The organism is Microthrixaceae bacterium (genome assembly GCA_023957975.1).
Taxonomy (GTDB): domain Bacteria; phylum Actinomycetota; class Acidimicrobiia; order Acidimicrobiales; family Microtrichaceae; genus JAMLGM01.
Genome location: JAMLGM010000002.1, coordinates 50033 through 76034 on the forward strand (window position 1 = coordinate 50033; position 26002 = coordinate 76034).

Annotated in this window: 25 protein-coding genes; 12 read left to right on the plus strand and 13 right to left on the minus strand. The window is 66.5% G+C overall.

From position 1 onward, the window contains the following. Nucleotides 1-3: 3 nt before the first annotated feature. Complete coding sequence (locus M9952_02995; GenBank protein MCO5311884.1) at nucleotides 4-210, minus strand: hypothetical protein; 207 nt, start codon at nucleotides 208-210, stop codon at nucleotides 4-6. Between the two features lie 53 nt (nucleotides 211-263). On the opposite strand from M9952_02995, the gene M9952_03000 reads away from it, so the two are divergent. The 4 genes from M9952_03000 to M9952_03015 all read left to right on the plus strand — a co-directional run bounded on the left by M9952_03000 (nucleotide 264) and on the right by M9952_03015 (nucleotide 3616). After that, nucleotides 264-1154 (plus strand): hypothetical protein, encoded by an 891-nt coding sequence (locus M9952_03000; protein MCO5311885.1) that lies wholly within the window; start codon nucleotides 264-266, stop codon nucleotides 1152-1154. 2 nt (nucleotides 1155-1156) lie between these two features. Next, nucleotides 1157-2095: a hypothetical protein gene (locus M9952_03005; protein ID MCO5311886.1), complete on the plus strand. Its 939-nt coding sequence runs from the start codon at nucleotides 1157-1159 to the stop codon at nucleotides 2093-2095. Nucleotides 2096-2116: 21 nt separating this feature from the next. Then, the gene (gene arfB, locus M9952_03010; GenBank protein ID MCO5311887.1) at nucleotides 2117-2533 is read left to right on the plus strand and encodes an aminoacyl-tRNA hydrolase; all 417 of its coding nucleotides are present in this window, start codon (nucleotides 2117-2119) and stop codon (nucleotides 2531-2533) included. Between the two features lie 111 nt (nucleotides 2534-2644). After that, nucleotides 2645-3616, plus strand: coding sequence for an LLM class F420-dependent oxidoreductase (locus tag M9952_03015; GenBank protein MCO5311888.1), 972 nt, complete (start codon nucleotides 2645-2647; stop codon nucleotides 3614-3616). Nucleotides 3617-3642: 26 nt separating this feature from the next. Here M9952_03015 and M9952_03020 read toward each other — a convergent pair whose 3' ends face one another. Genes M9952_03020 through M9952_03030 form a run of 3 tightly spaced genes read right to left on the minus strand, consistent with a single transcriptional unit; the run spans nucleotide 3643 to nucleotide 6238 of the window. Continuing rightward, complete coding sequence (locus M9952_03020; protein ID MCO5311889.1) at nucleotides 3643-4404, minus strand: mismatch-specific DNA-glycosylase; 762 nt, start codon at nucleotides 4402-4404, stop codon at nucleotides 3643-3645. Further along, nucleotides 4401-5207 (minus strand): SDR family oxidoreductase, encoded by an 807-nt coding sequence (locus tag M9952_03025; GenBank protein ID MCO5311890.1) that lies wholly within the window; start codon nucleotides 5205-5207, stop codon nucleotides 4401-4403. Before M9952_03025 ends, M9952_03020 begins: the two co-directional genes overlap by 4 nt. Further along, on the minus strand, nucleotides 5207-6238 hold the full coding sequence (locus tag M9952_03030; protein ID MCO5311891.1) for an LLM class F420-dependent oxidoreductase: 1032 nt from the start codon (nucleotides 6236-6238) through the stop codon (nucleotides 5207-5209). Before M9952_03030 ends, M9952_03025 begins: the two co-directional genes overlap by 1 nt. A gap of 188 nt (nucleotides 6239-6426) precedes the next feature. Between M9952_03030 and M9952_03035 the strand changes: the two genes are divergently transcribed. Then, nucleotides 6427-6597 (plus strand): hypothetical protein, encoded by a 171-nt coding sequence (locus M9952_03035; protein MCO5311892.1) that lies wholly within the window; start codon nucleotides 6427-6429, stop codon nucleotides 6595-6597. 83 nt (nucleotides 6598-6680) lie between these two features. On the opposite strand, the gene M9952_03040 is transcribed toward M9952_03035, so the two are convergent. From M9952_03040 to M9952_03065, 6 genes are all read right to left on the minus strand, one after another. Next, entirely contained in the window at nucleotides 6681-8093 is a 1413-nt protein-coding gene (locus M9952_03040; GenBank protein ID MCO5311893.1) for a WS/DGAT domain-containing protein, read from the minus strand. Nucleotides 8094-8223: 130 nt separating this feature from the next. Next, nucleotides 8224-8811, minus strand: a complete 588-nt coding sequence (locus tag M9952_03045) for a phosphatase PAP2 family protein (protein ID MCO5311894.1) — start codon at nucleotides 8809-8811, stop codon at nucleotides 8224-8226. A 21-nt stretch (nucleotides 8812-8832) separates the two neighbouring features. Continuing rightward, nucleotides 8833-9663: a PD-(D/E)XK nuclease family protein gene (locus M9952_03050; GenBank protein MCO5311895.1), complete on the minus strand. Its 831-nt coding sequence runs from the start codon at nucleotides 9661-9663 to the stop codon at nucleotides 8833-8835. Beyond that, nucleotides 9660-10601, minus strand: coding sequence for an alpha/beta hydrolase (locus tag M9952_03055; protein MCO5311896.1), 942 nt, complete (start codon nucleotides 10599-10601; stop codon nucleotides 9660-9662). The genes M9952_03050 and M9952_03055 overlap by 4 nt, the downstream gene beginning before the upstream one ends. A 93-nt stretch (nucleotides 10602-10694) precedes the next feature. Further along, on the minus strand, nucleotides 10695-11087 hold the full coding sequence (locus tag M9952_03060) for a hypothetical protein (GenBank protein MCO5311897.1): 393 nt from the start codon (nucleotides 11085-11087) through the stop codon (nucleotides 10695-10697). A gap of 58 nt (nucleotides 11088-11145) precedes the next feature. Then, a complete protein-coding gene (locus M9952_03065; GenBank protein MCO5311898.1) occupies nucleotides 11146-12561 on the minus strand; it encodes a hypothetical protein in 1416 nt (471 codons plus the stop codon). Nucleotides 12562-12710: 149 nt separating this feature from the next. Here M9952_03065 and M9952_03070 point away from each other — a divergent pair, with 149 nt between their 5' ends. The 6 genes from M9952_03070 to M9952_03095 all read left to right on the plus strand — a co-directional run bounded on the left by M9952_03070 (nucleotide 12711) and on the right by M9952_03095 (nucleotide 21189). Next, nucleotides 12711-14534, plus strand: coding sequence for a DUF1800 domain-containing protein (locus M9952_03070; protein MCO5311899.1), 1824 nt, complete (start codon nucleotides 12711-12713; stop codon nucleotides 14532-14534). 19 nt (nucleotides 14535-14553) lie between these two features. Then, nucleotides 14554-15858, plus strand: coding sequence for a DUF1501 domain-containing protein (locus M9952_03075; protein ID MCO5311900.1), 1305 nt, complete (start codon nucleotides 14554-14556; stop codon nucleotides 15856-15858). A 115-nt stretch (nucleotides 15859-15973) separates the two neighbouring features. Then, entirely contained in the window at nucleotides 15974-17026 is a 1053-nt protein-coding gene (locus tag M9952_03080; GenBank protein MCO5311901.1) for a GNAT family N-acetyltransferase, read from the plus strand. 190 nt (nucleotides 17027-17216) lie between these two features. Then, on the plus strand, nucleotides 17217-18437 hold the full coding sequence (locus tag M9952_03085) for an acyltransferase (GenBank protein ID MCO5311902.1): 1221 nt from the start codon (nucleotides 17217-17219) through the stop codon (nucleotides 18435-18437). Then, nucleotides 18434-19819: an acyltransferase gene (locus M9952_03090; GenBank protein MCO5311903.1), complete on the plus strand. Its 1386-nt coding sequence runs from the start codon at nucleotides 18434-18436 to the stop codon at nucleotides 19817-19819. Before M9952_03085 ends, M9952_03090 begins: the two co-directional genes overlap by 4 nt. After that, nucleotides 19816-21189: an acyltransferase gene (locus M9952_03095; GenBank protein ID MCO5311904.1), complete on the plus strand. Its 1374-nt coding sequence runs from the start codon at nucleotides 19816-19818 to the stop codon at nucleotides 21187-21189. Before M9952_03090 ends, M9952_03095 begins: the two co-directional genes overlap by 4 nt. Nucleotides 21190-21302: 113 nt before the next feature. On the opposite strand, the gene M9952_03100 is transcribed toward M9952_03095, so the two are convergent. The 3 genes from M9952_03100 to M9952_03110 form a co-directional block, all read right to left on the minus strand. Then, the gene (locus M9952_03100; protein ID MCO5311905.1) at nucleotides 21303-22205 is read right to left on the minus strand and encodes an SDR family oxidoreductase; all 903 of its coding nucleotides are present in this window, start codon (nucleotides 22203-22205) and stop codon (nucleotides 21303-21305) included. Nucleotides 22206-22315: 110 nt separating this feature from the next. Beyond that, the gene (locus M9952_03105; protein ID MCO5311906.1) at nucleotides 22316-22921 is read right to left on the minus strand and encodes a hypothetical protein; all 606 of its coding nucleotides are present in this window, start codon (nucleotides 22919-22921) and stop codon (nucleotides 22316-22318) included. 171 nt (nucleotides 22922-23092) lie between these two features. Continuing rightward, nucleotides 23093-24715, minus strand: coding sequence for an AMP-binding protein (locus M9952_03110; GenBank protein ID MCO5311907.1), 1623 nt, complete (start codon nucleotides 24713-24715; stop codon nucleotides 23093-23095). Between the two features lie 73 nt (nucleotides 24716-24788). Here M9952_03110 and M9952_03115 point away from each other — a divergent pair, with 73 nt between their 5' ends. Next, on the plus strand, nucleotides 24789-26000 hold the full coding sequence (locus M9952_03115; GenBank protein ID MCO5311908.1) for an aminotransferase class I/II-fold pyridoxal phosphate-dependent enzyme: 1212 nt from the start codon (nucleotides 24789-24791) through the stop codon (nucleotides 25998-26000). Nucleotides 26001-26002: the final 2 nt, after the last annotated feature.

Genomic DNA, 26002 nt, shown 5'->3' on the forward strand with positions numbered 1-26002 from the left:
TCGTCAGGCGGCGGGTCGATGCAGATCGGGTGCGGGCGACGGCGAGGTGATGACCGGCGTCGGGGCGAGGTGGTGATCGTCGTAGACCCGACGGGGCACGCTGTGAAGCGCTGCACGTGCCTCGGCGAGACCTGTGCGGCCAACACGGCGAGTCTCCTCGGAGATTCGCCACGACGGTGTGGAATCGAGAAGTGCGAGTTGGGCTGTCATGTGTCTCATGGTGCCAGCGACCCCTGACAGTGAAGCTCGCGTACCATCTCAGCATGGCTGCCAGCAGCTTTGATCGGGACGCGGCTGAGCGTGTGATACGTCGAGCGATCGAGCTCGACGACGATGCGGGTGCGGACGCCCCGCATCGATTGAACGAGTCGGCCCTCGCAGAGGCCGCAGCGGAGCTGGGAATCGACGTCACCGCGGTCCGTCGAGCGGCGGCGGAGGAGCGCGTCGGGCTGCTCGGAGGCGAACCGACGATCGCCGACAGGCTCGTCGGCCCGGGCCTGGTGCTCGCAGCGCACCCGTTCGCAGCCTCGAGTGAAGCTGCCGAGCAACAGGTCGATGCCTGGTTGCGTCGACACGGCGGGTTCCGAAAGGTCGCGATGCGTGCGACCGGTGCGGAATACCGGCGCCGGAGCGACCCGGTCGCATCCCTGCAACGAGCGGCGCGTTCGGTGAGCGGGCGGGAGTTGCTCGAATCGGGAGTCGATCGGCTGCGGGTCCTCATAGAGCCGCTCGAAGCGGACGAGTGCCTCGTGGCATTCGTCGTCGACCGCACCATGGGCCAGCGCGCGGCCGCCGTCGGGGTCGGCTCGATCGCCGGCATCGGGTCGCTCACGAGTGTCGGGTTCACACTGTCCGGATCGGAACCGGCGCTGGTGGGTATCCCCGCCTCGATCGGCCTCGCGGCGGCGATCGCCATCGGACGACGGCTCGCGGTGCGTGAGACCACGACCAACCTCGGAGGGGTGCTCGCCGCCATCGCGGTGGCCTCGGATCCCCGTTCGCCCTCGTCGACGTTGCCGGGCAACGACGCGCTCGCGAGCGTGACATCGTTGTTGAACCGTGGGTCGACGCTGTTGCGGCGACCCGGCGCCCGCGACGAAGGCCCATCCATCGACCGCAACGACGGTCTTGGAACCGGCGGCTCGGCCGGGTGACGATGCTGATCGTGTATCACGGCGAGGCCGGACCGGCCCAGCGCCGTCGTTTCGCCGAAGTCGAGGCACAACACGGTTGGCGCATCGAGGTCGTGGCACCGGGCGACGATCGGCATCTGGAGTCGGTGTTGGGGGAGATGACGCTGTGGTGGCACGTCCTGACACCGATCACCGACGAACACCTCGCTCGGGCGCCGCGGTTGCGGTTGATCCACAAGTGGGGCGTGGGGCTGAACACCATCGACCTGGATTCGGCGGCGAAACGTGGGGTCGCCGTGGCCAACATGCCCGGGTCGAACGCGTCGGCGGTGGCGGAGCACGCCACCCTGTTGACGTTGGCGGTATTGCGACGGCTGCCGCGCTATCACGAACGCACCAGTGCCGGGGCCGGGTGGCCGATCGATGCAGCGTTGGGGGAGGGGTGTCGTGAGCTGTCCGGTTCGGTCGTGGGCCTGATCGGCTATGGCGCCATCGCGCAGCGTTTCGCTCAGATCCTCGAGGGGTTCGGGGCGACGGTGTATCACCACAGCCGGCGCGACGACCGCGCCGGCTGGCGGCCGCTCGAGGACCTGTTGGCACACGCCGACATCGTGAGCCTGCATGTTCCACTCGACGCGGACACCGAACGGTTGCTCGATGTGCGCCGCATCGCCCGGATGAAGCCCTCAGCGGTGCTCATCAACACCGCTCGAGGTGGGCTGGTCGACCTTGCTGCGCTCGACGCGGCGCTCGCCCGGGGCGATCTCGCCGGTGCGGGTCTCGACACGTTCGATCCCGAGCCGTGGGATGCCACCCCGTCGATCGCGAGACACCCCGGTGTCGTCGTGACCCCGCACATCGCGTGGCTGACCTGGGAGACCTTGGAGCGGTCGCTCGATCTGGGGGTGGCCGCGGCGCTGGCGGTGCGCGACGGCACAGATATTGCCAACCGCGTCGTGTGATGTCGCTCGTAACATGACGTCGTGGCCGAACCCGGCGAGGACCTGATCATCGGACGTGCCGTGCGCGTCAGCGCGTCGGAGATGACGTGGCGCTTCAGCGCGTCCGGCGGCCCCGGCGGCCAGCATGTCAACACCTCCAACACCCGCGTCGAGTTGTCCGTCGACCTGAGGACGGTCCTGGCCAACGACACGGTCCGTCACCGGCTCCTCAAGCGCTATGGCCACACCCTCGTGGTGGTCGCGAGCGAGCACCGCTCTCAGTATCAGAACCGTCGCGTCGCGCTCGCGAAGCTTGAGCAGCATCTGCGTCGTGGTCTGGTCGTGGAGCGGTCGCGGGTGGCGACCAAGCCGACGCGGGGCTCCCAGATGCGCCGTCTCGAGGGCAAGAAGCGCCGTTCGGCGATCAAGGCCGACCGTCGCCGGCCGCCGTCGGACTGAGCGCCTGCCGCCTTCGGACTGAGCGCCTGCCGCCCTCGGACTGAGCGCCTGCCGCCGTCGGACTGAGCGTCCGCCGCTCATCGCCGCGGCATCGCGCGATAGCGTCCGCACATGCAGCGCCACGGCATCACCATTCCCTTCGACAGTGTCCCGCTCGCCGAACAACGCGATTGGATCGCCGAGGTCGAACAGCTCGGATACACCGACGTGTGGTCCGCGGAGGCGGACGCCACCGATGCCTTCACTCCACTGGTCCTGGCGTCTCAGTGGGCGCCGACGTTGCGGCTCGGCACCGCCATCGTGCCGGCCTACACGCGGGCACCGGGTGTGCTCGCCCAGCAGATTGCGACGTTGGCGGCGGTGGCTCCGGGTCGTGTCGCGTTCGGGGTCGGTGCCTCATCGAACGTCATCGTCGAACGTTGGAACGGCGTGCCATTCGAAGACCCGTATCGACGGGTGCGAGACACCGTGCGGTTCCTGCGACCGACGTTGGCCGGCGAAAAGACGGACTTCGACGGGTCGAACCTGTCGAGTCACGGGTTCCGGCTCAAGATCAAGGGACTCGATACGAAGGTGCCGATCCTCGTCGCTGCATTGCGGGAGGGGATGCTGCGTCTCGCCGGGCGTGAAGGCGACGGCGCCATCATCAACTGGCTGAGTGCGAACGACGTCCGTCAGGTGGCTCCCATCGTGCAGGAGGCGTCTCCGGACGGTTCCCATAAGGAGATAGCGGCCAGGATCTTCGTCGTTCCCTCGACCGATCGGGAATTGGTCATGAACTACTCGAAGTTCGCGATCGCCGCGTATCTCAACGTTGCGGTGTACGCGGCGTTTCACGAATGGCTCGGACGTGGCGAGATGCTGGCTCCGATGTGGAAGCACTGGCGCGAAGGAGATCGAGCTGCGGCGGTGGCGGCGATCCCGGATGAACTCGTCGACGAGCTTGTCGTGTGGGGCAGCCCCGAGGCGTGCCGCGAACACATCGGCCGCTATGTCGAGGCGGGGGTCGACACCACGGTGCTGGCGATCCTGAACTTCGGTATCGACGAACGGCAAGCGATTCGGGATCTGGCGCCGCGCTGAGGGCAGAGCGCGGAAGTCGTCGTCGTTCAGGCGCGGTGGGTGGCGGAGGCGACGGTATGGAAGTGTTCGGCGAGTTCGGCGCGGCTGACGTGTGCGTTGAGCCCCGAGGGGTTGGGCATGACATAGACGGGCGTGGTGCCGAACCCCTCGTCTTGCCAGCCGATGGTCGCCGATCGGTCCCGGGCCGCACGCCAGCCGGTGATCCCGACCACGCATACGGCGCGAGGGCGTAGCCACCGCACCGTGGTTTCGAGTCGACGGATTCCGTGGCGGTATTGCGCTGTCGACAGTTCCTTGGCGGAGACCGTCGCCCGTTTCACCAGGTCGCTCATGCCGATGCGGTGATGCTCGAAGGCGTGCAGCGGGTCCCGGTCGACACTCACGAGGCCGGCGTCGAGCGCCGCGGGCCAGAACCGATTGGTCGCTCCGGCGAATCCCACTCCCGCATCCGCGGCGACGAGGCTCGGGTTGAGGCCGACGATGAGCACTCTGAGGTCGGCACCGACGAGATCGGCGAGTGTCCGAGCGCGCACGTAGACGCCCTCGGACGGGTTGAACGCCCCTCCTTCGAGGGTTGCCGCGAGCAGGTCGGTAGGCCACCGTTGGGCGACGTCGGCGGGGACGTGGAATCGGTGCCCAACGGGTGTCGCCGCACGAAGTCGCCAGAGTTCGATCGGCACCTCCGTGCGAGGCCCGCCGGCGAGGATGTCGGCGAGGTCCGCGCCCTCGACTGAGGCGTTGTCCGAGGGGTTGTCACGCTGGGCGCTGTCACGCGAAGCCCGACTCATGTGGCGAGAAGGCGGCGTTGCAGCTTGCGCATTGCATCGAGCCATCGGTCGACGTTGTCGGCCTTGGTGCGCACATAGTCCGCAACCTCGGGGTGGGGCAGGATCAGGAATCGGTCCTCCGCTAGTCCCTCCACGACGGCGTCGGCGACGTCGTCAGGCTCGATGAGGCCCATGAGTTTCACCACGTCGGTGGCGAGGGTCGCACCACCTGGGCCGCCGATGCCGCCGGTCACCAGCGGGGTGTTGACCCCCTGTGGGCACAGGCACGAAACCGTCAACCCCTCGTCTGCATGCGTGATCGACAACCATTCGGCGAGGCCCACCGCAGCGTGTTTGGTGGCGCTGTAGGCGGCGTCGCCGAGGTTGGTGAGCAATCCGGCCGCCGACGCGGTCACGAGCAAGTGGCCGTGGCCCTGGCTACGCACGACGGGAAGGAAGGCCCGAGCCGCGTTGACGGTGCCCATGACGTTGACGTCGAACATCCGATGCCACAGGTCGTCGGTGGCGTCGATGCCCATGCCGGTGCCGATCCCGGCGTTGGAGCAGTACAGGTCGAGTCGACCGAACTCGTCGACGACGTCGCCTATGAGCGCCTCGACGGCATCGGCATCGCTCACGTCGAGGTAGCGGATCGAAGGTTCCCGAACGTCGCCGCTGCCAGGGTCGCCGCTGCCAGGGTCGCCGACGTTGATGTCGGCGCGAACGACCGTCTTGGCGCCTTCGGCCTCGAAGCGATCGGCGAGCGCCTTGCCGATTCCCGAGGCCGCACCGGTGACGACGACGATCGAGTTTCGGATCCGCATCAGTGCCCGATCGAGGCTCGAAGCGTGTCGTGGACGATGCGTTGGCGGTTCATGCTGCGGTCGAGGGACCACGGAAGCGGCATGATGACGGGGTTGTCGACGCCACTGCGTCGGTAGGCGTCCACGGCGTCGCGGACATGGTCGGCATCGCCGCAGATGTCGATGGCGCCGATCATCTCATCGGAAACGGCGGCGAGCGCGGCATCGCGATCGCCGGCAGCGTGTGCTTCGCGTACCGCCTGAACCTCGGCTTCGAACCCTGCCCGGGCGAAGGCCTTGGCGTAGGAGTCGACGACGATGTAGCTGAACAGGTCGCGTTGGCCGGGAATCCGGGCGGCCTCGGGGTTGGTCACCCCGACGTGAACGTAGGCATGAACGGTGCAACTTCCGGGTTCGCGTCCGGCCGCGAGCTCGCCGGCGCGGACCTGTTCGACACACCACCGCACCGCGCTCGCCGGCAGGTAGTTGAGGAGCACGCCGTCGGCGAGTTCGCCCGCCAGGTGCAGCATCTTGGTGTTGAGCGCACCGAGTACGAGCTTCGGCCCACGGTCGGAGCCGGGCGTGGTCGGCGAGTTGATCGACAGCCGGAACTTGCGCGCCGAATAGAAGTCGCCGTCGAAGTTCACGACCTCGCCGCTCAGGCACTGCCGAACCAGGGTCAGGTATTCGCGTACCTGGGCGAGCGGTCGGGGCCCGTAGTCGGCACCGTGCCAACGGCCGACGACAACGGGCGAGGAGATCCCCACCCCGACCAGGACGTCGATGTCGGGATTCAGTGCTGCGAGCGTTGCGGCCCCCATGGCCACGACCTGTGGGGTGCGAAGTTGCAGGGCCAAGACGCCGGTGCCGAGGGAGAGACGGGGGAACTGGGTGCCGAGCGAGCCGAGCAGTGAGAAGGCCTCGGGGCCAGTGGTTTCGGCGGTCCAGATCGAGTCGTACCCCAATTCGTCGGCCATCGTCGCGGTGCCGCGCCACGTCATCGGCGGCTGAGTCATCAGGCTGGCCAGGGTTACGCCGATTCGGTCCGTCATGGCGCTCACCCTACTGTCGGGGTGGATCATCGGGGGTGGCGAAAGGGTCATCGGACTCTGGTGAACGGCTCGGATCTCGGCGACTGTGAACTCCGTCAGCCGTCTCGTCGAAATGGCGCCAGCCCCGCGAGGGCCGAGGCATAAGCTGGTGACCGATCCAATGCTCCAATGCTCCGTGGAGGTGCACGATGACCGAGGTTCAAGAGTCCGAGACCATCAACGAAGCCGTGGCGATGATCGACCGTGGGCTCGGTGACATCGCGGAGCGTTCGCTCGTATCGTCCTCAGAGATCGCCGACCTGCTCCTCGACGTCCGCAGCCTGCTCACCCGCGTCGATGTCCTCACGGTTCAGAACTGACCCGGAACCGACCCGGAACCGACCCGGAACCGACTCGGCCGGCCTGTTCTCCGATAACCAGTGGTCGTGATCACGACCACTGGTTATCGGAGAACAGGCTTGGCGGTCGCGATGCGCTTGTAGGCGTCGGCGAGGCTCGCAGCGAGCAGGTCGACATCGGCCACCGCTGCGGTGTCGACGAACAAGCCCATGTCGAGCACCCCCCGAAAAGACATCGTGGTGAGGTTGAACGCCGATCCGGCGAGCGGGCCGACCGGGTAGCTCGACTCCACCAGGGCGCCGGCCATGAACGTGTCGAACGGCGCGGCCCGCAGGTTCGAGGTGACGAAGTCGACCGTCGACGCGATTCGAAACCCCATCGACGTCACCACCGAGGTCGGCAAGAGGTTGATGGCCCCGGCGAATGAGGCCATCGCTGCGGTCGCCGACTCCGATTTCGTGCGCTGCAGGACCTCGTGCACCGCCGCGATCGCCTCAGCCGGTGTCGTGACCGTCGCGGGGAGGGTCGATTGGGTCGGGGCGAACAGGTTGCCGCCGACCGACTTGTCGGTGCGATGGCTCACGGGCATCGCCATCCGCAGTCGCTCGGCGGGCGTCCCGGCGCTGCGGTGGTAGTCGGCAGCGCCGAGTAGCGCTCCGGCGACGAACATGTCGTTGATGGAGACCTCGAAGCGGTTGGCCGCGCTGCGCATGCGTTCAAGGCGAACGTCGAGGCGCCGAAAGGCACGGCTCAACGATCGGTCGACCCACAAGGGGCTGAGAGGGTGATCGCCGACGTTGACCTGGCGCATGGTCGACCCGATGAACTCGACGGTTCGGGAGGCCTGATCGGCGATCGAGGCGGGATGGGTTGCGCTGTGGCGAAGGCCCGAGGCGGCCTCGCTCGCCGCCCTCCGGACGATGCCGAGTTGGCGCCGCGCGACATGGCCGACGGCATCGGTCACGCTGTCGACCAACGAGGGGTCGTGGTGATGCACAACCGGAGCCTCGACCGGTTCGCGTTGAGGGGCATCGCGTTCGAAGTCGAGAAACTCCAGAGACAGCCGCAGGCCACCTTGGCCGTCGGTGATGGTGTGGTGGAGCCGTTGGACCATCGCGGCTTTGCCGCCCCGAAGTCCTTCGATCAGCACGAACTCCCACAGCGGACGGCGGCGGTCGAAGGGGGTCATGATCGACCGGGCGACGTAGTCGTCGAGGTCGCGGCGCGTCCCCCGACCCCCGAGCGATATCACCTTGAAGTGGTGATCGATGTCGAAGTCGGGGTCGAGTTCCCACCGCGGCGGCGCCAGGCGCCCGAATACGGGAGCGACCCGTTGGCGCAGGCGGGGAAACACGACCGTGGCCCGCTCGAGCGTCGCCCGAAGCCGGTCGACATCGGGGCAGCGATCGAAGATGTTGAGGTTGCCCATGTTCGACGACAGGCGCGGATCCTTCTCCAGGTTCCACATGAGTGCCTCGAAGTCGCTCATCTGGTGTTCGTCGGCAGGAGCCTCCATGCAGGTCAGGCTATCGGCCCTTCCGGCGATCGTCCCGCTCAGGGCCGCCGATGGGGAAGGTGCCTATCGGCGCGTCGCCAGGCCGCCGGGTGTTCAATCGCCAGGCGGCTCGGTGGTCAGCGTTCAGCCATCAGCGTTCAGCCGCATCGAGCGCATCGAGTATCCTGACGGCGATTCGACCGAGCGCCCAGCCGGCGAGATAGCCGCCCACGACGTCGGACGGATGATGGATCCGAACGTGAACGCGGCTCCACCCGATGGCGGCACCCAGGACGTACCAGGGCCACTTCACCCGAGTCGTGCGGGCGAGCAGCATCGCCGAGAAGATGCCCGACGATGAGTGGCCGCTCGGAAAGCTCGAGGTTCTCGGGGTTCGCAGGTGAAGTGGACGGTCGCCGTCGACCACCGGTCGGCTTCGACGAAAGAGCCACTTGATCGGTCCGTTCAACACGAGCGCTTCGAGACCGAGCGCGATCGACCGGTTGAGCGCGGTCGAGAGTGACTCTTGTCCGAGCGCAACCCGGCCGGCGCCGATCACGTGCCACACGGTGCCGTGGTCGCCGACCATTGAGAGTCCGTAGAACAGCCGGTCGGCGGGCCCCCGACCGCGCAACGCTTCGGCGCCGCGTTCGACGACCTCGTCGAAGTGCTCGATCGCACGATTATCCAGCAGGTGCCCAAGCGGTCCAGGGGTTGCCGGGTGGGTTGCGTTCGTCATCGTCTCACCAGGTTCACGAGGTCAGGGGGCCAACGGGGCGGCCAACGTCGAGTCCAAGGTAACGGTCTTCGCTGCATCGGGGTCGCCACCGAAGGCCGGACAGAACTGCTGAAACGAACACCAGGAGCACAACGGGGATTGCTTCGGTCGAAAGTCCTCGGACTCACAGGAGCGTTTGACGGCGCTCCAGATCGCTCCCACCTTCCGTTCGACCGCGCGAGTCGACTGCTCGCTCGGCGTCGCCACGATGATCTGGGGGTTCGCTCCGAGGTAGATGAGTTGAACCTTGGCCGGTCGTTTGCCGAAGAGGCGTTCGCACAGCAGCGCATAGAACTGCACTCCGACCAGTTTGGAGGCCTCCTGGCGTTCGGTCGGGGCCCTGCCGGTCTTGTAGTCGGTGACGACGAGGTCGCCGTTGGGCAACAGGTCGAGGCGGTCGATGATGCCGCGCAGTAACAGGTCGTCGAGTTCGATCGACAGGAGCAATTCGACGCCGATCGGGTCGAACGCGGTCGGGTCTTCGAGGGTGAAGTACCGCTCGACCATCGCTTCGGCGTCTGCCAGGAACGCGGCCGCGGCCGCCTCGTCGAGGCCCAGGCCGAGGAATCGCTCATCGGAGGCGTACTCGCCCCACGCCGTCGCGAGGCATGCGTGTGCGAACGCCTTGGTGCGCTCGTCGGGTTTGGCCAGAAACAACAGCTCGAGTGCCCGGTGCACGAGGTTGCCCTTCACCGCGGGCGCGCTTGGGGCTTCGGGCACCTTGTCGATGGCGGAGAAGCGGAACGCGAGCGCGCAATCGGTGAACGCTGACACCTTGGAGGGCGACAACGACGAGGGCAGCGGCAGGCTCATCGAGGGACTTCTTCGCCGAAGAACGCGGCGGCTTCAGCGGCGGTCGCCGCGGGGGCTTCGAACGGCCCGAAATGGGCGAGTTCGTCGTGGCGGGACCATCTGCCCGCGGGAAGTTCCTCGGCGATCATCGACGCCAGCGCCGCTGGTCCGTCGCTGTCGGGCGGCCCGCCGGCCACCATCACCGGACAGTGCACCGACCCGAGCCCTTCCCAGGCGTGGTGGAGGTGTCCGCTGCGGTAGATCTGGGCCTCGATGTCGCGGTCGCAGGCAAGGGTGAGTGCGCCGCTGGGGTCGGCGGGGTCGACCGGAACGAATCCGCGCTCGAGGTATCCCTCGACGACCCCGGGAGCGAAGACATTCATCGGGGCTTTGGAGGTGAAATTGTCGAGCGCCGCCTGCCGTGTATCGAACGTTTCGCGCCGGCGTTCGGCCCCTTGGGCCAAGGGGTTGTCGGTGACCTCGGGGAACTGCGCTCGCAACGACGTCGCAAACACGATCGGCTCGTACAGCCACATGGCTTCGAAGGTGCCGGGCCGGTACTGCTCGGCGAGCAACAGCGCCGCTGCCCCCATCGAGTGGCCCACGCCACGCCAGCCGGATGGACTTGGCCCCTCGCGCTCGTCGATGGCCTCGATGACCGCCAACACGTCATGGCCGGTGGCTTCCCACTCGAAGCGACCGTCCTCGGCGGTGGTGGAGAGGCCGTGGGACCGCACGTCGAGCGCCCAACACTCGAAGCGGTCGGAGAGGGCTTCGGCGAACGGGCGCCATACGGTTGCGCAGAACCCGGTCGCGTGAACCAACAAGACGCGAGGCCCGCGACCGCCGAGCCGAAGATACGAGCAGGTGACGCCGTCGGTGGAGGCGGCGGAGCCAGCAAAGGAGGCGGCGGAGCCAGCAGAGGAGGTGGAGACGGAGGAATCGGTGGAGGTCGGCATCGCTTCTTCACACTACGACCGACCACTGTCAGCGAGGTATCCGGGCGCCGCTGCACCACCCTCGCGCCGGTCAGGGCATCCGAGGCCGAGCGATCAATACAACACGGGATACGAAAGGTGTTGAAGTGATTCCAAGGTCGACCAGTCGATCACCGTCGGGCCACCGACGATGGTCGATTCGACCATGTCGTGCGGCACGATCAGCGCCGGCAGGTCACTCGGCGTGGCGCACGACCCGACCGCGATCGCGTCGACGAACGGAACGAAGGGCAACGCATCGGCCAACTCGCTTCTCAGGCGATGGGCCCCGATCGCTGCGGCTGCGGCTGCGGCGTGCAGGTCGATCGAGTTTTCGGCGATCACGAACACTCCGGTGGTGCCGACCACGACATAGGTGCCCTCGACCACGTAGACGACGAAGCCCGACGGGAGGCCGCGAAGCGTGTCTTCGATTGGTCGTTGGGTCTGGCGCGAGTGTCGAAACACCTAACCGATATCGGCACGAATACAGCGGCCTTGAGTGCTGGTGACGATCCTTTGCAGATCAACGGACCGCGGTCAGCAACGTGTCGTGGTTCGGGCGCAGCACCACGACGTCGTTGGCGGAGGTGATCAGCCCGTTGAGCAGGGCCGTGTCGTTCTTGGTGGGATCGGTCATGCCGAGGCGTTCCCAGCGTTCGCGGGCGGTGGGATTTGCGATCCCTTCCACGGCCATCGAGGACCGGCTGCACGAGGTGCCCGAGATGATCCAGCCGTAGTCGCGCAACGCCACCGCGAAGATCCGTGCCGTCGAGCGCCGCTGGCCGACATAGCCCTGTGCGTCGAGCCAGGCGTCGATCTGTGCGTCGGTCTTGTTGAGCACGAATCGCATCCCCTCGGGCACGGTCAACGCTCGGGACTCGTCGGTGTAGGCCATCGTGGAGGAACCGCACTTGAGGACCGTGTCGGTCCATTCGAGTTTCGTGGCCGGGGCGACGGCATAGCCGCATTTGGATCCCGCTTGACCCGCGGAGATCTGTTCCGCGGTGCAACCGGGTCCGAACATGGTGGCGTAGGTTTCCATGTTGATGGCGTGGTTGATCGACCCGCGTTCGATTTCGTCGAGGGTGGGCAGCAGGGTCATACCCAACAGCCGGCCCATCCCCCGTCCGCCGAGTTGGGAGAACCCGTCGCTGTTCGTCGCGTCGGCGATCGAGCCGTCGACGTTGCGGCCGATGTATGCGGTGTAGGTGCACAGGTCGGTGCCGAGCCGGTAGCCGTCGAGCAGGTTCGCCGCCGACAGGCATTCCAGGCTGCTCGGGTTGCGTACACCCCACAACGTCCATTCCTTGCCCGACGCCGGGTCGAGAATGATGAGCTTCGCGTCCTTGCCCGAGGCGGCCTTCCACTTCGGATTCCACGGAATGGAACGGCCTCCGCCGAGCTCATGGCCATAGGACCAGGCGGCGGTGTACACCTTGATGGTGGTGGTGGCGTCCGCGGTGGAGTACACGGGGATGCCATAGGCGTCGAAGGCGATGACGAGTTCGCCGCGTCGCGACGGATCGGTGCGACCGGGGTAGTTGGCAAAGGTGAACCAGGTCGATGACCAGCGGTCCGACTCGGGGTGCCGCTCCATGCATGCGGCGGGTGTATTGAACACCGAGGTGGCGCGAAACCGCGCCGGGTTGGCGGTTGCGGCGGCGCGCACCTGAGCGCAGCGCTGCGCGTTGTTGACCAACGACGCGGTCGTCGTGGCGGGCACGCTGAGCTGCACCCCGGGCGAGACGGGGGCCGGCTTCGTCGACGGCGTCGTCGTCGCTGGCCGCGGTGTTGAAGTGGCGGCATTGGCAATGCTCGACGTCGGTTGAATGGATGGCTGATCCGGAGTGTCACACGCGGCGACCGTGGCCAGTGCAACGCCGACGGCAATGAGCCGCCACGCGGGTGTTGGTCGTTTCATCTCGGTTCCCTGACTCATCCGAGATCCCCCAGCGGATTCGGACGTGGCAACGGTTTCGACGCCAGTGGTGGCCAACTTGAGGAGTATTGCGGAAATCGCGCTCGGCCTCGTGGCGAGGGAGCGCTTCGGCCTACAGGAATTCCGGGTACCCGCCGATACGTGGGGCGATGAGCGAGTCCACCGAATCCGCAACCGACGTCGTCGCCCGCATCGACCTACCCGAGATGTCCTCGAACCCCGACGTCGGCTCATGCTCGCGCCGGGTTCTGTTGGTGGGGGCGGGATCGGCGCTGTTGGCGACAGCGTGTCAGCCGCCCGGCGCACCGGCCCCCGCGAGCGGACCTGCGTCGACCTCCCCGGCCACGCATCCGGTCGTCACGACGCCCGCAACGACGCCCGCAATCACCCCCGCAACCACCCCCACAACGACGCCCGCAACGACGCCGACCACCACGCCGCCAAGCTCACCGACGACCACGCCGACGACCACGCCGACGATCCCAGGTGGGCCGGCGACGGGCCTCGGGGCGCTGCCGGTCGAGTTGATCATCGACAAGTTGACCTACGGGGTCCGGCCGGGACTCAAACAGCAGATCCTCACGCGGGGTGTCGAAGCGTGGGTCGAGGACCAACTCGATCCCCACGGCCGCGGAGTGCCGGACGCGGAGGCGCGCCTCGTCGGTTATTCCACGCTGACGAACACGCATCGCCAGAACTACGACGTGATGAAGACCAACGGCGGCGCCGAGCGGCTGTTGCAGGAGCTCGACCACGCCACCCTTCAGCGGGCCGTGTACTCCGAACGGCAGCTCTACGAGGTCATGGTCGACTTCTGGGTCAACCACTTCAATGTCTGGCGCCAGAAGGATTGGACGGGTTTCTTGGTCAGCCGATCGCACGGCACCGTGGTTCGGCCGCACGCGCTCGGGAAGTTCTCGGACCTGTTGTGGGCCTCAGCCCATGACACCTCGATGCTCTACTACCTCGATCAGGTCGCCAGCGTGGTCGTCAACGGTGAGCGGCGCGTCAACGAGAACTACGCCCGAGAGATCCTCGAACTGCACACGCTCGGGGTGCTCGACTCCGAGCAGGCCTACACCGAGGCCGACGTCCGCGGCGTGGCGAGCTTGCTCAGCGGGTGGTCGATCAACTGGGACGACTCCGCGACGCGTTACGACTTCAAGTTCAATCCCTGGGGCCACGACCTGAGTGCGATCTCGGTGCTCGACGGGGCGTTCAGTCGCCCGAAACGCAACTATGGACAGGGTCTCGCCGATGGCGAGGCCCTGCTCGGAGTGCTGGCACGACATCCATCGACGGCGCGTCACCTCGCCACCAAGCTGTGTCGGCGCTTCGTCGGCGATGCCCCGCCGCCGGGGCTGGTTCAGAGTGCGGCGCAGGTGTATCTGGACCACGACACGGCCATCGCGCCGGTGCTTCGTCATATCTTCCTCAGCGCCGAGTTCGCCGCGTCCGGAGATTCGAAGGTGCGCCGACCGTTCGAGCTGCTGGTGGCTCAGCTTCGAGCGACCGCAGCGTCGATGCCGACGCTCGCGACCTCCAAGTCGGTCAAACACCTCGCGGCGGCACTCGATGCCCTCGGTCAGCCGATCTTCGAGCGCGTGAGCCCGGATGGCTACCCCGATGTCGGCCGGTACTGGACCACGAGCGACTCGCTGCTGAAGCGGTGGCATCTCGGCGGTGCCGTCGCGACGAACACGCTCACGTCTCAGACCAAGGCCGATGATCGGGTGCGGTGCGACCTCGCCGCTCTGATCGCTCCGTACACCGCGGGCACCGTTGCGGAGTTGGTCACCTCAGCCGCTCGCGACCTCGCGAACTTCGCCATCGCGGCGGACGATGTCGAGGCGCTCTGTGTTGAAACGGGCGTGGCCGCGAACAGCCCGGCAACCACCGTGACCTCGGATCCGATTCGCCTCGGGTTCCTCGTCGGCCTCCTCTTCGCCCACCCACAGTTCCAAAGGCGATGACATGACCAAAGGCGCTGACATGACCGCAACTTTGACCCTGACCCGTCGGGGGTTCCTCGCCACCGGTGCCGCCGTGGGGGCGGCCGCGATGCTGAGCCCACGGCTGGCGTTTGCGTCGCCCCAGGACCCCACTGCCGGCGACGTTGTCGTCCTGGTGTTTCTCCGCGGCGGCGCCGATGGCCTCAGCCTGGTGGCCCCCTGGCAGATGGCGTCCTACCACGACAAGCGCCCCAATATCGCCGTCGCCGACGAGGTCGGCCCGCCGACTCGGCGCGGGTTGGCCCTGCGTGCGGGAGGCAACGTCGCGGCGTTTGACCACGACGGCACCTTCGCACTGCACCCCGCCATGTCGGCACTGCACGATGGCCCCTGGGCGGCAGGCGATCTGGCGATCGTTCACGCTGCCGGACTGCCGGCCAGCGAGAGCGCGAGCCGCAGCCATTTCGAATCGATGCGATACATCGAGCACGGCTCCGCCCATCTCGGCGTGAACACGGGGTTCCTCAACCGGTACCTCGACGCACTCGGTGGGAACACGGCGCTGAGCGCCGTCGGGGTCGGTGGCCTCGTGCAGCGAAGCATCAGCGGTCCCGTTTCGGCGCTGTCGATGAACGACCCCGCGGCCTACGGGGTGAGTGGCTTCGGCGACGTCGCGATCGCTCGAAACGTCCTGGAACGGTGGTATGGGCCCTCGTCGCCCACCGATGTCGTCAAGTCGGTCGGACGAGCCACCTTCGCTGGGATGGATGCGCTCGAGGCGGTCGATTGGGACTCGCCGGCGTTCGCCGTTCAGAACGCAGCGCAATACCCGTCGACCAAGTTCGGTCGCGAGCTCGGCTACGTCGCCAAACTCATCAGATCGAACATCGGTCTGAAGGTCGCGTGCGTGGACTTCGGGAGTTGGGACACCCATGACGACATGGGAACTCCGGGCGGTGGCGGATGGTTCGACCGACTCGCAGGCGAGCTTTCCGCCGGGCTTGCGGCGTTTCACCGCGACCTCGGTTCGTCGATGGGTGAGGTCTCGCTGGTCACGGTGTCGGAGTTCGGCCGGACGATCGACGAGAACGGCACCGGCGGCACCGATCACGGTCGAGGTTCGGTCATGTTCGCGATGGGGGGTGGGATCCGCGGGGGAGTGCACGGCTCGTTCGTCGAGCAGATCCAAGACGGCCCGGAAGACGACCTCACCGTGCTCAACGACTACCGATCGGTCCTGTCGGAGATCCTCACGGTCCGCGGCGGGCTCCCGTCGACGGCCGCGGTGTTTCCGACCTGGGCTCCACAACCGGCGCTCGGGGTCTGCGAGGCGCCGAATCCGTGAAGAACTCCGGCCGCAGGTCGTCATCGCGGCGCTACCATGCTCTCTTCGCGAAATGACCGACGAGAGAACCGGCCGCTGCGTGGATCGCGCGTCTCGCCGGCCGTGGTGAGCTGACATGAACGGGAATCCAAGCGAAGTGCTCACCGTGGAGCAGCTCAGCGCTGAGCTGATCGACGAATGGCACGACCTCAACCGCTCGCTCGGGCTGAGCTTTTTCACGAGCCCGACGTGGGCGCTCAACTGGTACCACCAGTTCGCCGCTCCCGAGACCGCAAGCGACCCGGCCGTTGAAACGGCGATCGGAATCTGGCGTGATGGCGGCGAACTCCGTGGGGTCGCGGCGATGGTTCGACTCCCCGAACTGGTCGGTTCCTGGTCGCGCGACGCGTCGGTGAAGGTCTGGCGCAACCTCGGGTCGGGCGCCGCAAGTGGCGATCACCTCGGTTTCGTCTGCGACAGCGAACTCATGGAAGCCACCTACCGATGGGCCCAGGGGCTGGGAGGAACGGTTCGGTTGAACAACCTCGCGGCGCGGTGGAATCCGTATTTGCGCGGCGAGCGCCTGGAAGCCGACGCCACGTTTCGAACCCCGCTCGGCGACCCGTTGCCCGGGTCGAAGAAACTGTGGAGCCACATCCGTCGGTGCCGCCGACGTCTCGTCGAGGACGGCGCAACGATCGACGTGCGCGTCGGGTCACAGATCCGCCCCGACGACCTCGAACAGCTGTTGGCACTGCACGCTCGACGGTCCCACGACGCCGGGCGTACGACCCTGTTCACCGAGGCGCAACGTCCATTCTTCGAGGGGTTGGCCCGTGACGCCCGGCCCGGAGCGGGCCCGGTCGTGGTGCGGATCGACCACGGGGACAAGGTCATCGGAGCGTTGATCGGCTTCGCCGACTCCGAGACCTTCGCCTACTACCAATCGGGGTGGGACTCGGAGTACGCCAGTTTGAGCATCGGCTCGTTGCTCGTCGCCACCGCCATCGAATACGCAGCCTCGGAATCGCTGAAGACCTTCGATTTCCTCCGCGGGGATGAGCCCTACAAGCTGCGTTTCGACGCTCGACAGGTCGACAACTACTCGATCACCGCCTACCGCGGCGCCGGTGGGCGAGTCCTGCGCCTTCGCGACGACGCACGGGCCCGGCGCCGGCGATCGTCCTGATGGCCTCGAGCTGATGGCCTCGAGGCCGTCGAGAGCGCGGCGCACCCCCTAAGATGGATCAGCCCGTGGTCGCCCGCGGGGCCGTGAACGAGGGGGAGCATTGTCACAATCGACGTGGGTCTCAAGAGCGCCGCGACTGCGCCATGTCGCCCCATTCGACGGCGTTCGGGGCCTCGGAGTTCTCGGCGTCATGGGCGGACACGCCCTGCCGCTTGCGACCCACTCGTTCAGCGCGATCGTCGACGTGTTCTTCGTGATCTCGGGGTTTCTGATCACGACGTTGCTGTTGCAGGAACACCGCCAGACGGGCGGTGTCGCCGTTCGAAAGTTCTATGCGCGCCGTCTCCTGCGCCTCTTGCCCGGCCTGTGGGTGATGCTCGCCGGAACGGCGGTGATCGGCGTGATCATCAAGGTGTCGGGTCGCCTCGATGATCCGGCACTGCACCTGGGCAACCCCACCCTCAAGGCACTCGGCAAGGAGATCGTCGTTTCCGCGCTGTACCTGCACAACATCGTGTACCCGACCAACAACGGGCCGTGGATCGATCACCTGTGGACGTTGTCGGTCGAGGAGCAGTTCTACCTGCTCATCGGGTTGGCATCGCTGATCTTTATCGTCCGCGGGCACATCAAAGCCATCACCGTCGTGCTGGTCGCGTTGACCGCCGCGATTCAGATCAGCCGCTTCGCGCTGACCCCCGGACCCCTCGGGCAGGTCGCCGCCGCGGTGTGGGTTCAACGGCCGGATTCGCTGATGGTGGGCATGTTGGCGGCGATCGTGTCGGCCAACATCGCCGACCCGGTGCCGCCGCGGGTCAAAAAGGCGCTGTCGGTGGCCGGTTGGGTCGGGATTCCGATGCTGTTCGGCGCCGTGTGGGCATCCACCGGCTGGGCCCGCGCCCTCGGCATTCACCATGCGTACGTGCCGGAGAACTACGGCGACCTGTTGGCAGCGGGCACCCGGCCGACCGGGTTCTATTGGATCCAGTGGGGCAACACGGTCGCGAACTGGGGTGTGGCCGCCATCACGTTGTGCCTGTTTCGGGTTCCCGACTGGTGGCCGAACAAGTTGATGAGTTGGAAGCTGCTGGTGTGGGTGGGCGGCGCATTGTCGTACCCGCTGTATCTGTGGCACGTTCCCATCCAGTTGCTGATGCGCGCATTTCTTCCCCACAACCTGGCGCCGGCGCTGTGGGTTCCACTCGCGGTGGTGGTGCCCTTCGCCGTGGCCTACCCCAGTTGGAAATATGTCGAGACCCGCGCGCTCGATCTCAAGGATCGATTCTCGGTGACCGGGAATCCTCGCCACGCCGCGGCCAGCAGTGCGGCCAGCAGTGCGGCCGGCAGTGCGGCCGGCAGTGCACCTGGCAGTGCGGCCGAACCAACGACAGGACCTGGAGCCAGCCAGTGATCGCTCGCGACGTCCAGGTGACCAGGGCCCCGCGCATCGGGTTCGTCGGCGCGTTCGACGGGATGCGAGGGCTCGGCGTGATCATGGTGCTCATCGGCCATGCGGTGTTTGAGTACCTCGAGTCGTGGGTCACGATCGTCGACACGTTCTTTGTGCTCAGCGGGTTCCTCATCGCGACGCTGTTGTTGCAGGAGGCCCAGTCCACCGGGGCGATCGGCATCAAGAAGTTCTACCAACGGCGGGCGATGCGGCTACTTCCGTCGGTGTGGCTGTTCGTGTCGGTGTGGATCGTGCTCGGCGCCATCGGCGAACTCCTCGGCGTCGAGGTGATCAAGCTGAGCGAGATCCTCAAAGACGCGGCCGCGGCGGTGACCTACACGTACCACGTCTTCTTCCCCAACGGCCTGCCGATTCTGCATCCGGGCCAACAGGACAACCGCACGATGTGGCACCTGTGGACGCTGTCGGTCGAGGAGCACTTCTACATCATCATTCCGGCGTTGGTGATGTTGTGCGTGCGGTTCCGCCGCCTCCGGCTCCTCGGAGCGGCGATGGTGGCCGGATTCGTCGCGATCGGGCTCGCCCGGCTCGCCGGCTACACCGGACCGATCGTGGCCGACGGCACCTTCGCCGGGGTTCGACTCGCCTTCCTGCAACGTCCCGATGCGCTGATGTTGGGAATTGCGCTCGCGGTCATCAACGCGCAACTCGACGCCGAAGCGATCGACCGATGGCGACCTTGGATTGTTCGTTTCGCGAACCTCGGATTCGTCCTGTGGCTCGCGATGCTGAATCTCTCGAGCGGCCTGTGGGAGCGGTTCGGGTTGCCGTACTTCGAATACGTGCCGACCGGCCCCGCGCACGCGGCGCACAGCGACATCGTTCAGCACTGGTACTGGTTCCGATTCGGACACACCCTCGGGGCGCTCGGCACCGCCGCGATGGTCCTCGCCTGGGTCCGCACCCCCGACTGGTGGTTCGGTCGGTTCCTGGCGAACAAGATGTTCATGTACTTCGGTCGACTCTCCTACACGTTGTACGTCTGGCACGGCCTGGCCTATCTCCTCGTGTTCGCGGTGACGGGCGGCGACGACGTTTCGACGGCGTTCAAGTTCGCCAGAATCCCGCTGCTGGTTGCGGTGGCCTTGGCGGTGTCGCTTCCGGTGTATCGCTACGTCGAGTTGCCGGTCATGGGGATGAAGCTGCGTTTTGCCTCGGAAAAGGAAACCCTCGACCTGCGCACGGGCAAGATGGTCGCCACCCCCGGGAGAGACGACGCAGGAACCGAGGCGGGAACCGAGGCGGGAACCGAGGCGGGTTCGGGGACCGGCGAGGATCCGGGAACCGCCGCCGATTCCGGATCCGGGGAGGGTCGCTTGTGAAGCTTCATTCGGCGGAGGCCTCCAACCAGTTCGAATCGGTCGCGCCGCGCCTCGGGTTTGTGCCGGCCTTCGACGGCGTGCGGGGTTACGGCGTCTTGATCGTGCTGTTGGGTCACCTGTTCCCAGAGGAGACCGATTCGTTCAATCCGATCGTCGACGTGTTTTTCGTCATCAGCGCATTCCTCATCGTCACGCTGTTGTTGCAGGAGCGTCGCGACTACGGCCACATCGCCCTCAAGCGGTTCTATTCGCGGCGGGCGATCAGGCTGCTGCCGAACTCCTACGCGTGCATGGTGGCCTGGTTGGCGATCTGGGCGTTGGTCAAGGCGGTCGGGGTCGAACTCACCGGGGAGGGCGCCGAACAGGTCAACGCGATTCCGAACCACGTCGCCGCGGCCGCGACCTACAGCTACAACCTGATCTACCCGATCGGCGGACCGATCGGACCGCTGGGACAGTTCTGGTCGTTGTCGTTGGAAGAGCAGTTCTATCTGTTCGCCGGCTTCGGCACGGCGTTTTTCATCGCGACCAGACGTCGCATCTGGGTAGGCGCGACGGTGATGGTCGCGTTGATCCTGTGGATCGGTTGGTCACGGTTCAACGCCGACCTCGGCCCCTGGCCGGGCAGCGAGGTGACGACGATCTGGTGGCAGCGCGGCATGCAGTTGCTGTGGCTCTCGCGCCCCGATGCGCTGTTGGTCGGGGTGTTGTTGGCGTTGTTGAATGCCAAACTGCCCGATCCATTGAGCCCCCAGCTCAAGAAGGCGATCCATGTCGTCGGGTGGATCGGCTTGGTGGCGTGTTGTGTCGTGCTGGTGAGTTCACTGAAGGGGCTGTACGACCGCGGGTTCCCGTTCTACCTTCCCGGGATCCCGCGCGACGCATCCCAGTTTGCGAATCGCGACGGGGAACTGTGGTGCGCACTTGAGCCCCACGGGCCGTTGCGTCCGTGCACCGATGACCTGTGGATCTTCCGATGGGTGTTCTCGGTGATGGCGATCGCGATCGCTCCGGTTGCGCTGTGTTTCGCCCGCTACAAGGACTCGGCGCTGTCGAAACTGTTCTGTTTCGGGTGGATTCGCAAGGTGGGTGAGATGTCGTACTCGCTGTACGTCTGGCACATTCTGGCCTTCACCCTCGCGCAGCTTCTCGTGCAGGGGTCGGGCCGCCTGCAGTCCGCGGTGGTCAAGTTGGTGGTGGCCTTCGGAATCTCGTGGCTGGCGCACCGCTACATCGATCGCGCCATGCTCGGCCTCAAATTGCGCTTCGCCAGCGAGAAGGTGGTGCTCGATCGGCGCACCGGCCAGGAGGTCGCGATCGAGACGGTGACGAGCGACGACGGCAGCGCGCCGAGCGACTCATCCGATTGAGGCCAAAACGAACACATTCATCCCACTGCGGACGACGGTGAGGTCGCCCGCAGCAAGATGAATGCGCCGGAGATGGTCTCGCGAGGTGGTCTCGCGAGCTCCGTCCTGGGAGGTCAGTCCTGGGAGGTCAGGATTCGGACGAGCTTTTGCAGTTCGTCGTTCGGGCCGGAGGGCACGATGTAGCCCTCCTCGCTGCGGATCTGGTCCCAGTTGTCTCGGATGTCCTCGACGGTATGGCCCTTCTTGAAGAAGCCCTCGGTGAGGCCGATGAAGAAGCGCGACACGGTTCCGCCGGCGACCGAGTAGACCTCGCCGGTGACCGGGCAGTCTTCGTGGGCCAGCCAGGCGACGATCGGGGAGATGTCCTCGGGGCTCATGAGCTTGCCGAAGTCGCCGAACAGTTCCTCGGTCATGCGGGTGAGGGCGACCGGGGCGATGGCGTTGGCCTTGATGTTGTATTTCGCACCTTCGGCCGCCAGCACGCGGGTGAAGCCCACGAGGCCCATCTTGGCCGCTCCGTAGTTCGCCTGACCGAAGTTGCCGAGGATGCCCGAGTTCGACGACGTATTGATGATGCGGCCGTAACCGTTTTCCCGCATGACCTTGAACGCCGGCTGGGTGACGTAGAACGCGCCGAGCAGGTGTACGTCGATGACCGCCTCGATCATGTCGGGCGTGAGGTTGTGGAAGGTCTTGTCGCGGAGAATGCCGGCGTTGTTGACGACGATGTCGACCGTGCCGAACGCGTCGAGCGCGCTTTGAACGATGGCCTCGCCGCCTTCCGGGCTCGAGACGCTGTCGGCGTTGGCGACCGCTTCGCCACCGATGGCCGTGATCTCGTCGACGACGCGTTGCGCCGCGCTGCGGTCATCGCCTTCGCCGGAGACCGAACCGCCGAGGTCGTTGACGACGATGCGGGCGCCGCGCTTTGCGAGTTCGAGCGCGTGGGCCCGTCCGAGTCCGCCGCCAGCGCCGGTGATGATGGCGACCTTGCCCTCGTAGCCGAGTTCAGCCATGTGTATGCCCCTTTGCAGATGTCCTGAGGCCGAACGCCTCGAGTTGAAAGCGGGACAACCCTAACGCAGCGGCCACCGGGATGATGAAGCTGGGCGTGACACCGGCCGGGCTATCGCTGCGTCGTCGCTCGACGTTGCTCCCGGGCGGCACGGGCCACCATCAGGCTGAGTCCGCCGAGGAACAGCGCTCCGCCGATGAGGGCGACGGTCGTGTTCGAGGAACCGGTGAATGCGAGCGGGGTGTCCGGCCGGTCCGGCGGCTGAGCGACCGTGGTCGGCACCATGGTGGTGGTCACCTCGGCCACCGAGGTCGATACGACGGTCGTGGTGGTCGCCTCGGGGGACGACGTCGTCGTGGACGGTGCCGTGGTGGTTGTCTTGGGTGAGGTGGTGGTGGTCGAGGCCGGCGCCGTGGTGGTCGTGGCCTCGGGCGTGGTCGTGGTCGTGGTCTCGATCGTGGTGGTCGTGACCGCCGCAGTGGTGGTGGTGGTCGCCAGCGCTGTCGTGGTCGACTGAGCGACGGTCGTCGTGGGAGCGGCGGTGGTCGTGGTGGCTCCACCGCTTTCGTGGAAGATCGACACGGGAACGTCGGTGGAGGGCTGCTCGTCTGCTCCCGACGTGGATGCTCCGCCGATCCATGAGGCGATGACGAGCGCACCACCGATGCCCATCGCGGTCAACGGACCGGTCTGGCGGTTCTGTCGGGACTTGGCCATGTGACGCCCTTTCGGTGACGTTCGGTCGGACGGACTTCACAGTGCCGAGCGTGCCATCGAAAAGTGAATAGGTCGGTTGGCCCGTCGTGCGAGCGGACGTGTGGCGCCGGTGGCGCCGGAGGTGCTGCCGGAGGTGCGCCGTGCCGATCTGCGCCGTGCCGACCTGCGGGGTCAGCCGAGTCCGAGCGCCTCGGTGGCGATCCTCAGGTTCTTCGCGTAGTCCACCTTGCCGTTCGGGCCGCGCCCGATGGAGTCGACCACGACCACGTGTTTCGGGGCCTTGTACCCGGCGAGGTGTTCCTTGACCTCGGCGATGACGGAGGCCTCATCGACGGTGGCGCCCGAGGCCGGCTCGACGACGGCGGTGATGGCTTGCCCGAATTTGTCATCGGGCACACCGACGACGACGGCATCGAGGATGGATTCGTTGAGCTTCAACACCTCTTCCACCTCCTCGGGGAACACCTTTTCTCCGGCGGTGTTGATACACACCGATCCCCGGCCGAGCAGGGTGATCGTGCCGTCGGTTTCGACGGTGGCCCAATCGCCGGGGATGGAGAATCGGCGGCCATCGATCATCACGAAGGTTCCCGCCGACTTCTCGGGGTCCTTGTAATAGCCGAGAGGGGTCGCCCCACCCACAGCGACGCGTCCGCGTTGACCCGAGCCGGGCACGACGTCGGAGCCGTCCTCGGCGATGACGCGGGCGTTGGGTCCGAGCACGAACTTCGCCGTCTCCGCCTCGGCTCCGGCGAAGCTGGCGGATTGTCCGAGGCCGATGGCCTCGGAGGAGGAGAACACGTCCACGAGGAGCATGCCCGGGTTGTGGCGCAACAATGCCTCCTTGTTGGGCTCGGACCACATCACGCCGGACGAGGAGATGAGCACCAAACTGGAGATGTCCCACCGGCCGGGGTTCTCGTCGAGCGCAGCGACGATCGGGCGGCCGAACGCGTCGCCCACCATCACCAGCGATTGCACCTTGTTGCGCTCCACGGTGTCGAGCAGTTCGACGGGATCGAATTTGCGTCCGACGGTGGTGACGCAGCATCCGCCGTTGGACAGGAACAGGTTGCCCATGAACCAGCCGGTGCCGTGCATGAGCGGGCAGGCGGGAAGTCCGGGCCCGCCCGGTTCGACGACCTCGCTCAGGAGTTCGTCGTAGGTGATGTTTCCGTATCCTTCAGCGAGCTTCGGCAGTGTGACCGACACGGTGGCCATCATCAGGTCGTCCTGACGCCACATGACGCCTTTGGGCATGCCGGTGGTGCCACCGGTGTAGATCATGACGAGGTCGTCACCGCTGCGCCCCCAGGGGGCGGTGGTGTTGGCGGGATGAGCGGCAGCCGCGTCCTCATAGGCGATGGCCCAATCGGGCTTGGGGCCGGTCGAGTCGTCGACCCACAGCCAGGTCTTCACCTTGGGGAGACGATCGCGTATCCCCTGGATTCTGGGGGTGAACTCGCCGTGGAAGATGACCGCGACGGCATCGGCGTTGTCCCACAGATACAGCAGTTCGTCGTCGACGTAACGGTAGTTGGTGTTCACCGGAACGAGGCCGGCCTTGTAGGCCGCGAAGGAGCCTTCGAGATATTCGGGGGCGTTGTAGAGGTACAGCGCGACCTTGTCCTGGTGTTGGGCACCGGCTTCGAGCAGCGTGTGGGCGACGCCGTTGGCCCGCTCGTCGGTTTCGCTCCACAGGATCGTGCGATCCCCCTGAATGTGGGCAGGTGAGTCGGGAAAGCGAGCGGCGATCCGCTCCCAGAGTTCCGCGAGATTCCATCCGTTCGACATGTGTAGTGCCCCCTTTGGTCGGCGCTCAGCATAGGAGCACCGCCGGAGTTGGGGGAGCACCTACGCTGCGTTGGTGACGAAGATTTCACGGCGACCCGACCGCGCAACTCCGCTGGTACGGCGCCTCGACGGGTTCACCTCCACGGTGTTTGCCGAAATGTCGCTGCTGGCGGCGGAGACCGGGTCGTTCAACCTCGGTCAGGGCTTCCCGGACTCCGACACCCCGGCGGCCGTGGTCGAGGCGGCAACCCGGGCAATGTGTGACGGTGTCAACCAGTACACCCATCCGCTCGGCGAGCCCGTGTTGCGTCAGGCGATCGCCGACCATCAGCAACGCTTCTGGGACATGACGGTGGACCCACAGCGCGAGGTCCTGGTCACCGCGGGGGCGACCGAGGCCATCGCGGCGACGGTGCTGTCCCTGATCGAACCCGACGAGGAGGTGCTGATGTTCGAGCCGTACTTCGACTCCTATGCCGCCGTCGTCGCATTGGCCGGAGCGAGGCGGCGGGTGGTGACCCTCCGTGAGTCAACCCGCTACGACCCGGAGTCCGGTGAGGGGGCGTCGTGGAGTTTCGACCTTGACGAGGTCCGTTCAGCGATCGGCCCGCGGACCCGGATGATGCTGTTGAACTCCCCCCACAACCCGACGGGCAAGGTGTTCACCGTGGCGGAACTCATCGCGCTGGGGGAGCTGGCGGTTGAGCACGACCTGATCATCGTGTCCGATGAGGTGTACGAGCACCTCGCCTACACCCGCGAGCACGTGCCGATCGCTTCGTTGCCGGGTCTCGCCGATCGTACGGTGACGATTTCCTCGGCCGGCAAGACGTTGTCGTGCACCGGATGGAAGATCGGCTGGGTCATGGGGCCGGAGCGGTTCGTCGCAGCCATTCGAGCGGCCAAACAGTTTCTGACGTATGTGAACGGCGGCCCGCTGCAATACGGGGTGGCGGCCGGACTCGGGCTCGGCGACGACTATTTCGACGACCTGCGTGATTCGCTGATCGGACGCCGCGACCGGTTGAACGCGGGATTGCGCAACGTCGGATTCTCGGTCGCGCCGGCAGAGGGCGGGTACTTCTCGATGACCGACGTGGCGACCCCCGGGTTCGATGATGCCCGGTCGTTGTGTTTGGCGATGCCCCACCGGATCGGGGTCGTGGCGATTCCCTGCGACGTGTTCTACGACACCGCAACGCTGGGGTCTCGGTACGTGCGGTGGGCGTTCTGCAAGAGCGGCGAGGTGATCGACGGCGCCGTCGACGCGTTGATGGGCCTTTGAGC

What these genes read in the sequence shown, in the direction of transcription:
- M9952_02995 (MCO5311884.1), bottom strand. Translation starts at nt 210, where the DNA reads ATGACAGCCCAACTCGCACTTCTCGATTCCACACCGTCGTGGCGAATC.
- M9952_03000 (MCO5311885.1), top strand. Translation starts at nt 264, where the DNA reads ATGGCTGCCAGCAGCTTTGATCGGGACGCGGCTGAGCGTGTGATACGT.
- M9952_03005 (MCO5311886.1), top strand. Translation starts at nt 1,157, where the DNA reads ATGCTGATCGTGTATCACGGCGAGGCCGGACCGGCCCAGCGCCGTCGT.
- M9952_03015 (MCO5311888.1), top strand. Translation starts at nt 2,645, where the DNA reads ATGCAGCGCCACGGCATCACCATTCCCTTCGACAGTGTCCCGCTCGCC.
- M9952_03020 (MCO5311889.1), bottom strand. Translation starts at nt 4,404, where the DNA reads ATGAGTCGGGCTTCGCGTGACAGCGCCCAGCGTGACAACCCCTCGGAC.
- M9952_03025 (MCO5311890.1), bottom strand. Translation starts at nt 5,207, where the DNA reads ATGCGGATCCGAAACTCGATCGTCGTCGTCACCGGTGCGGCCTCGGGA.
- M9952_03030 (MCO5311891.1), bottom strand. Translation starts at nt 6,238, where the DNA reads ATGACGGACCGAATCGGCGTAACCCTGGCCAGCCTGATGACTCAGCCG.
- M9952_03035 (MCO5311892.1), top strand. Translation starts at nt 6,427, where the DNA reads ATGACCGAGGTTCAAGAGTCCGAGACCATCAACGAAGCCGTGGCGATG.
- M9952_03040 (MCO5311893.1), bottom strand. Translation starts at nt 8,093, where the DNA reads ATGGAGGCTCCTGCCGACGAACACCAGATGAGCGACTTCGAGGCACTC.
- M9952_03045 (MCO5311894.1), bottom strand. Translation starts at nt 8,811, where the DNA reads ATGACGAACGCAACCCACCCGGCAACCCCTGGACCGCTTGGGCACCTG.
- M9952_03050 (MCO5311895.1), bottom strand. Translation starts at nt 9,663, where the DNA reads ATGAGCCTGCCGCTGCCCTCGTCGTTGTCGCCCTCCAAGGTGTCAGCG.
- M9952_03055 (MCO5311896.1), bottom strand. Translation starts at nt 10,601, where the DNA reads ATGCCGACCTCCACCGATTCCTCCGTCTCCACCTCCTCTGCTGGCTCC.
- M9952_03065 (MCO5311898.1), bottom strand. Translation starts at nt 12,561, where the DNA reads ATGAGTCAGGGAACCGAGATGAAACGACCAACACCCGCGTGGCGGCTC.
- M9952_03070 (MCO5311899.1), top strand. Translation starts at nt 12,711, where the DNA reads ATGAGCGAGTCCACCGAATCCGCAACCGACGTCGTCGCCCGCATCGAC.
- M9952_03075 (MCO5311900.1), top strand. Translation starts at nt 14,554, where the DNA reads ATGACCGCAACTTTGACCCTGACCCGTCGGGGGTTCCTCGCCACCGGT.
- M9952_03080 (MCO5311901.1), top strand. Translation starts at nt 15,974, where the DNA reads ATGAACGGGAATCCAAGCGAAGTGCTCACCGTGGAGCAGCTCAGCGCT.
- M9952_03085 (MCO5311902.1), top strand. Translation starts at nt 17,217, where the DNA reads ATGGGCGGACACGCCCTGCCGCTTGCGACCCACTCGTTCAGCGCGATC.
- M9952_03100 (MCO5311905.1), bottom strand. Translation starts at nt 22,205, where the DNA reads ATGGCTGAACTCGGCTACGAGGGCAAGGTCGCCATCATCACCGGCGCT.
- M9952_03105 (MCO5311906.1), bottom strand. Translation starts at nt 22,921, where the DNA reads ATGGCCAAGTCCCGACAGAACCGCCAGACCGGTCCGTTGACCGCGATG.
- M9952_03110 (MCO5311907.1), bottom strand. Translation starts at nt 24,715, where the DNA reads ATGTCGAACGGATGGAATCTCGCGGAACTCTGGGAGCGGATCGCCGCT.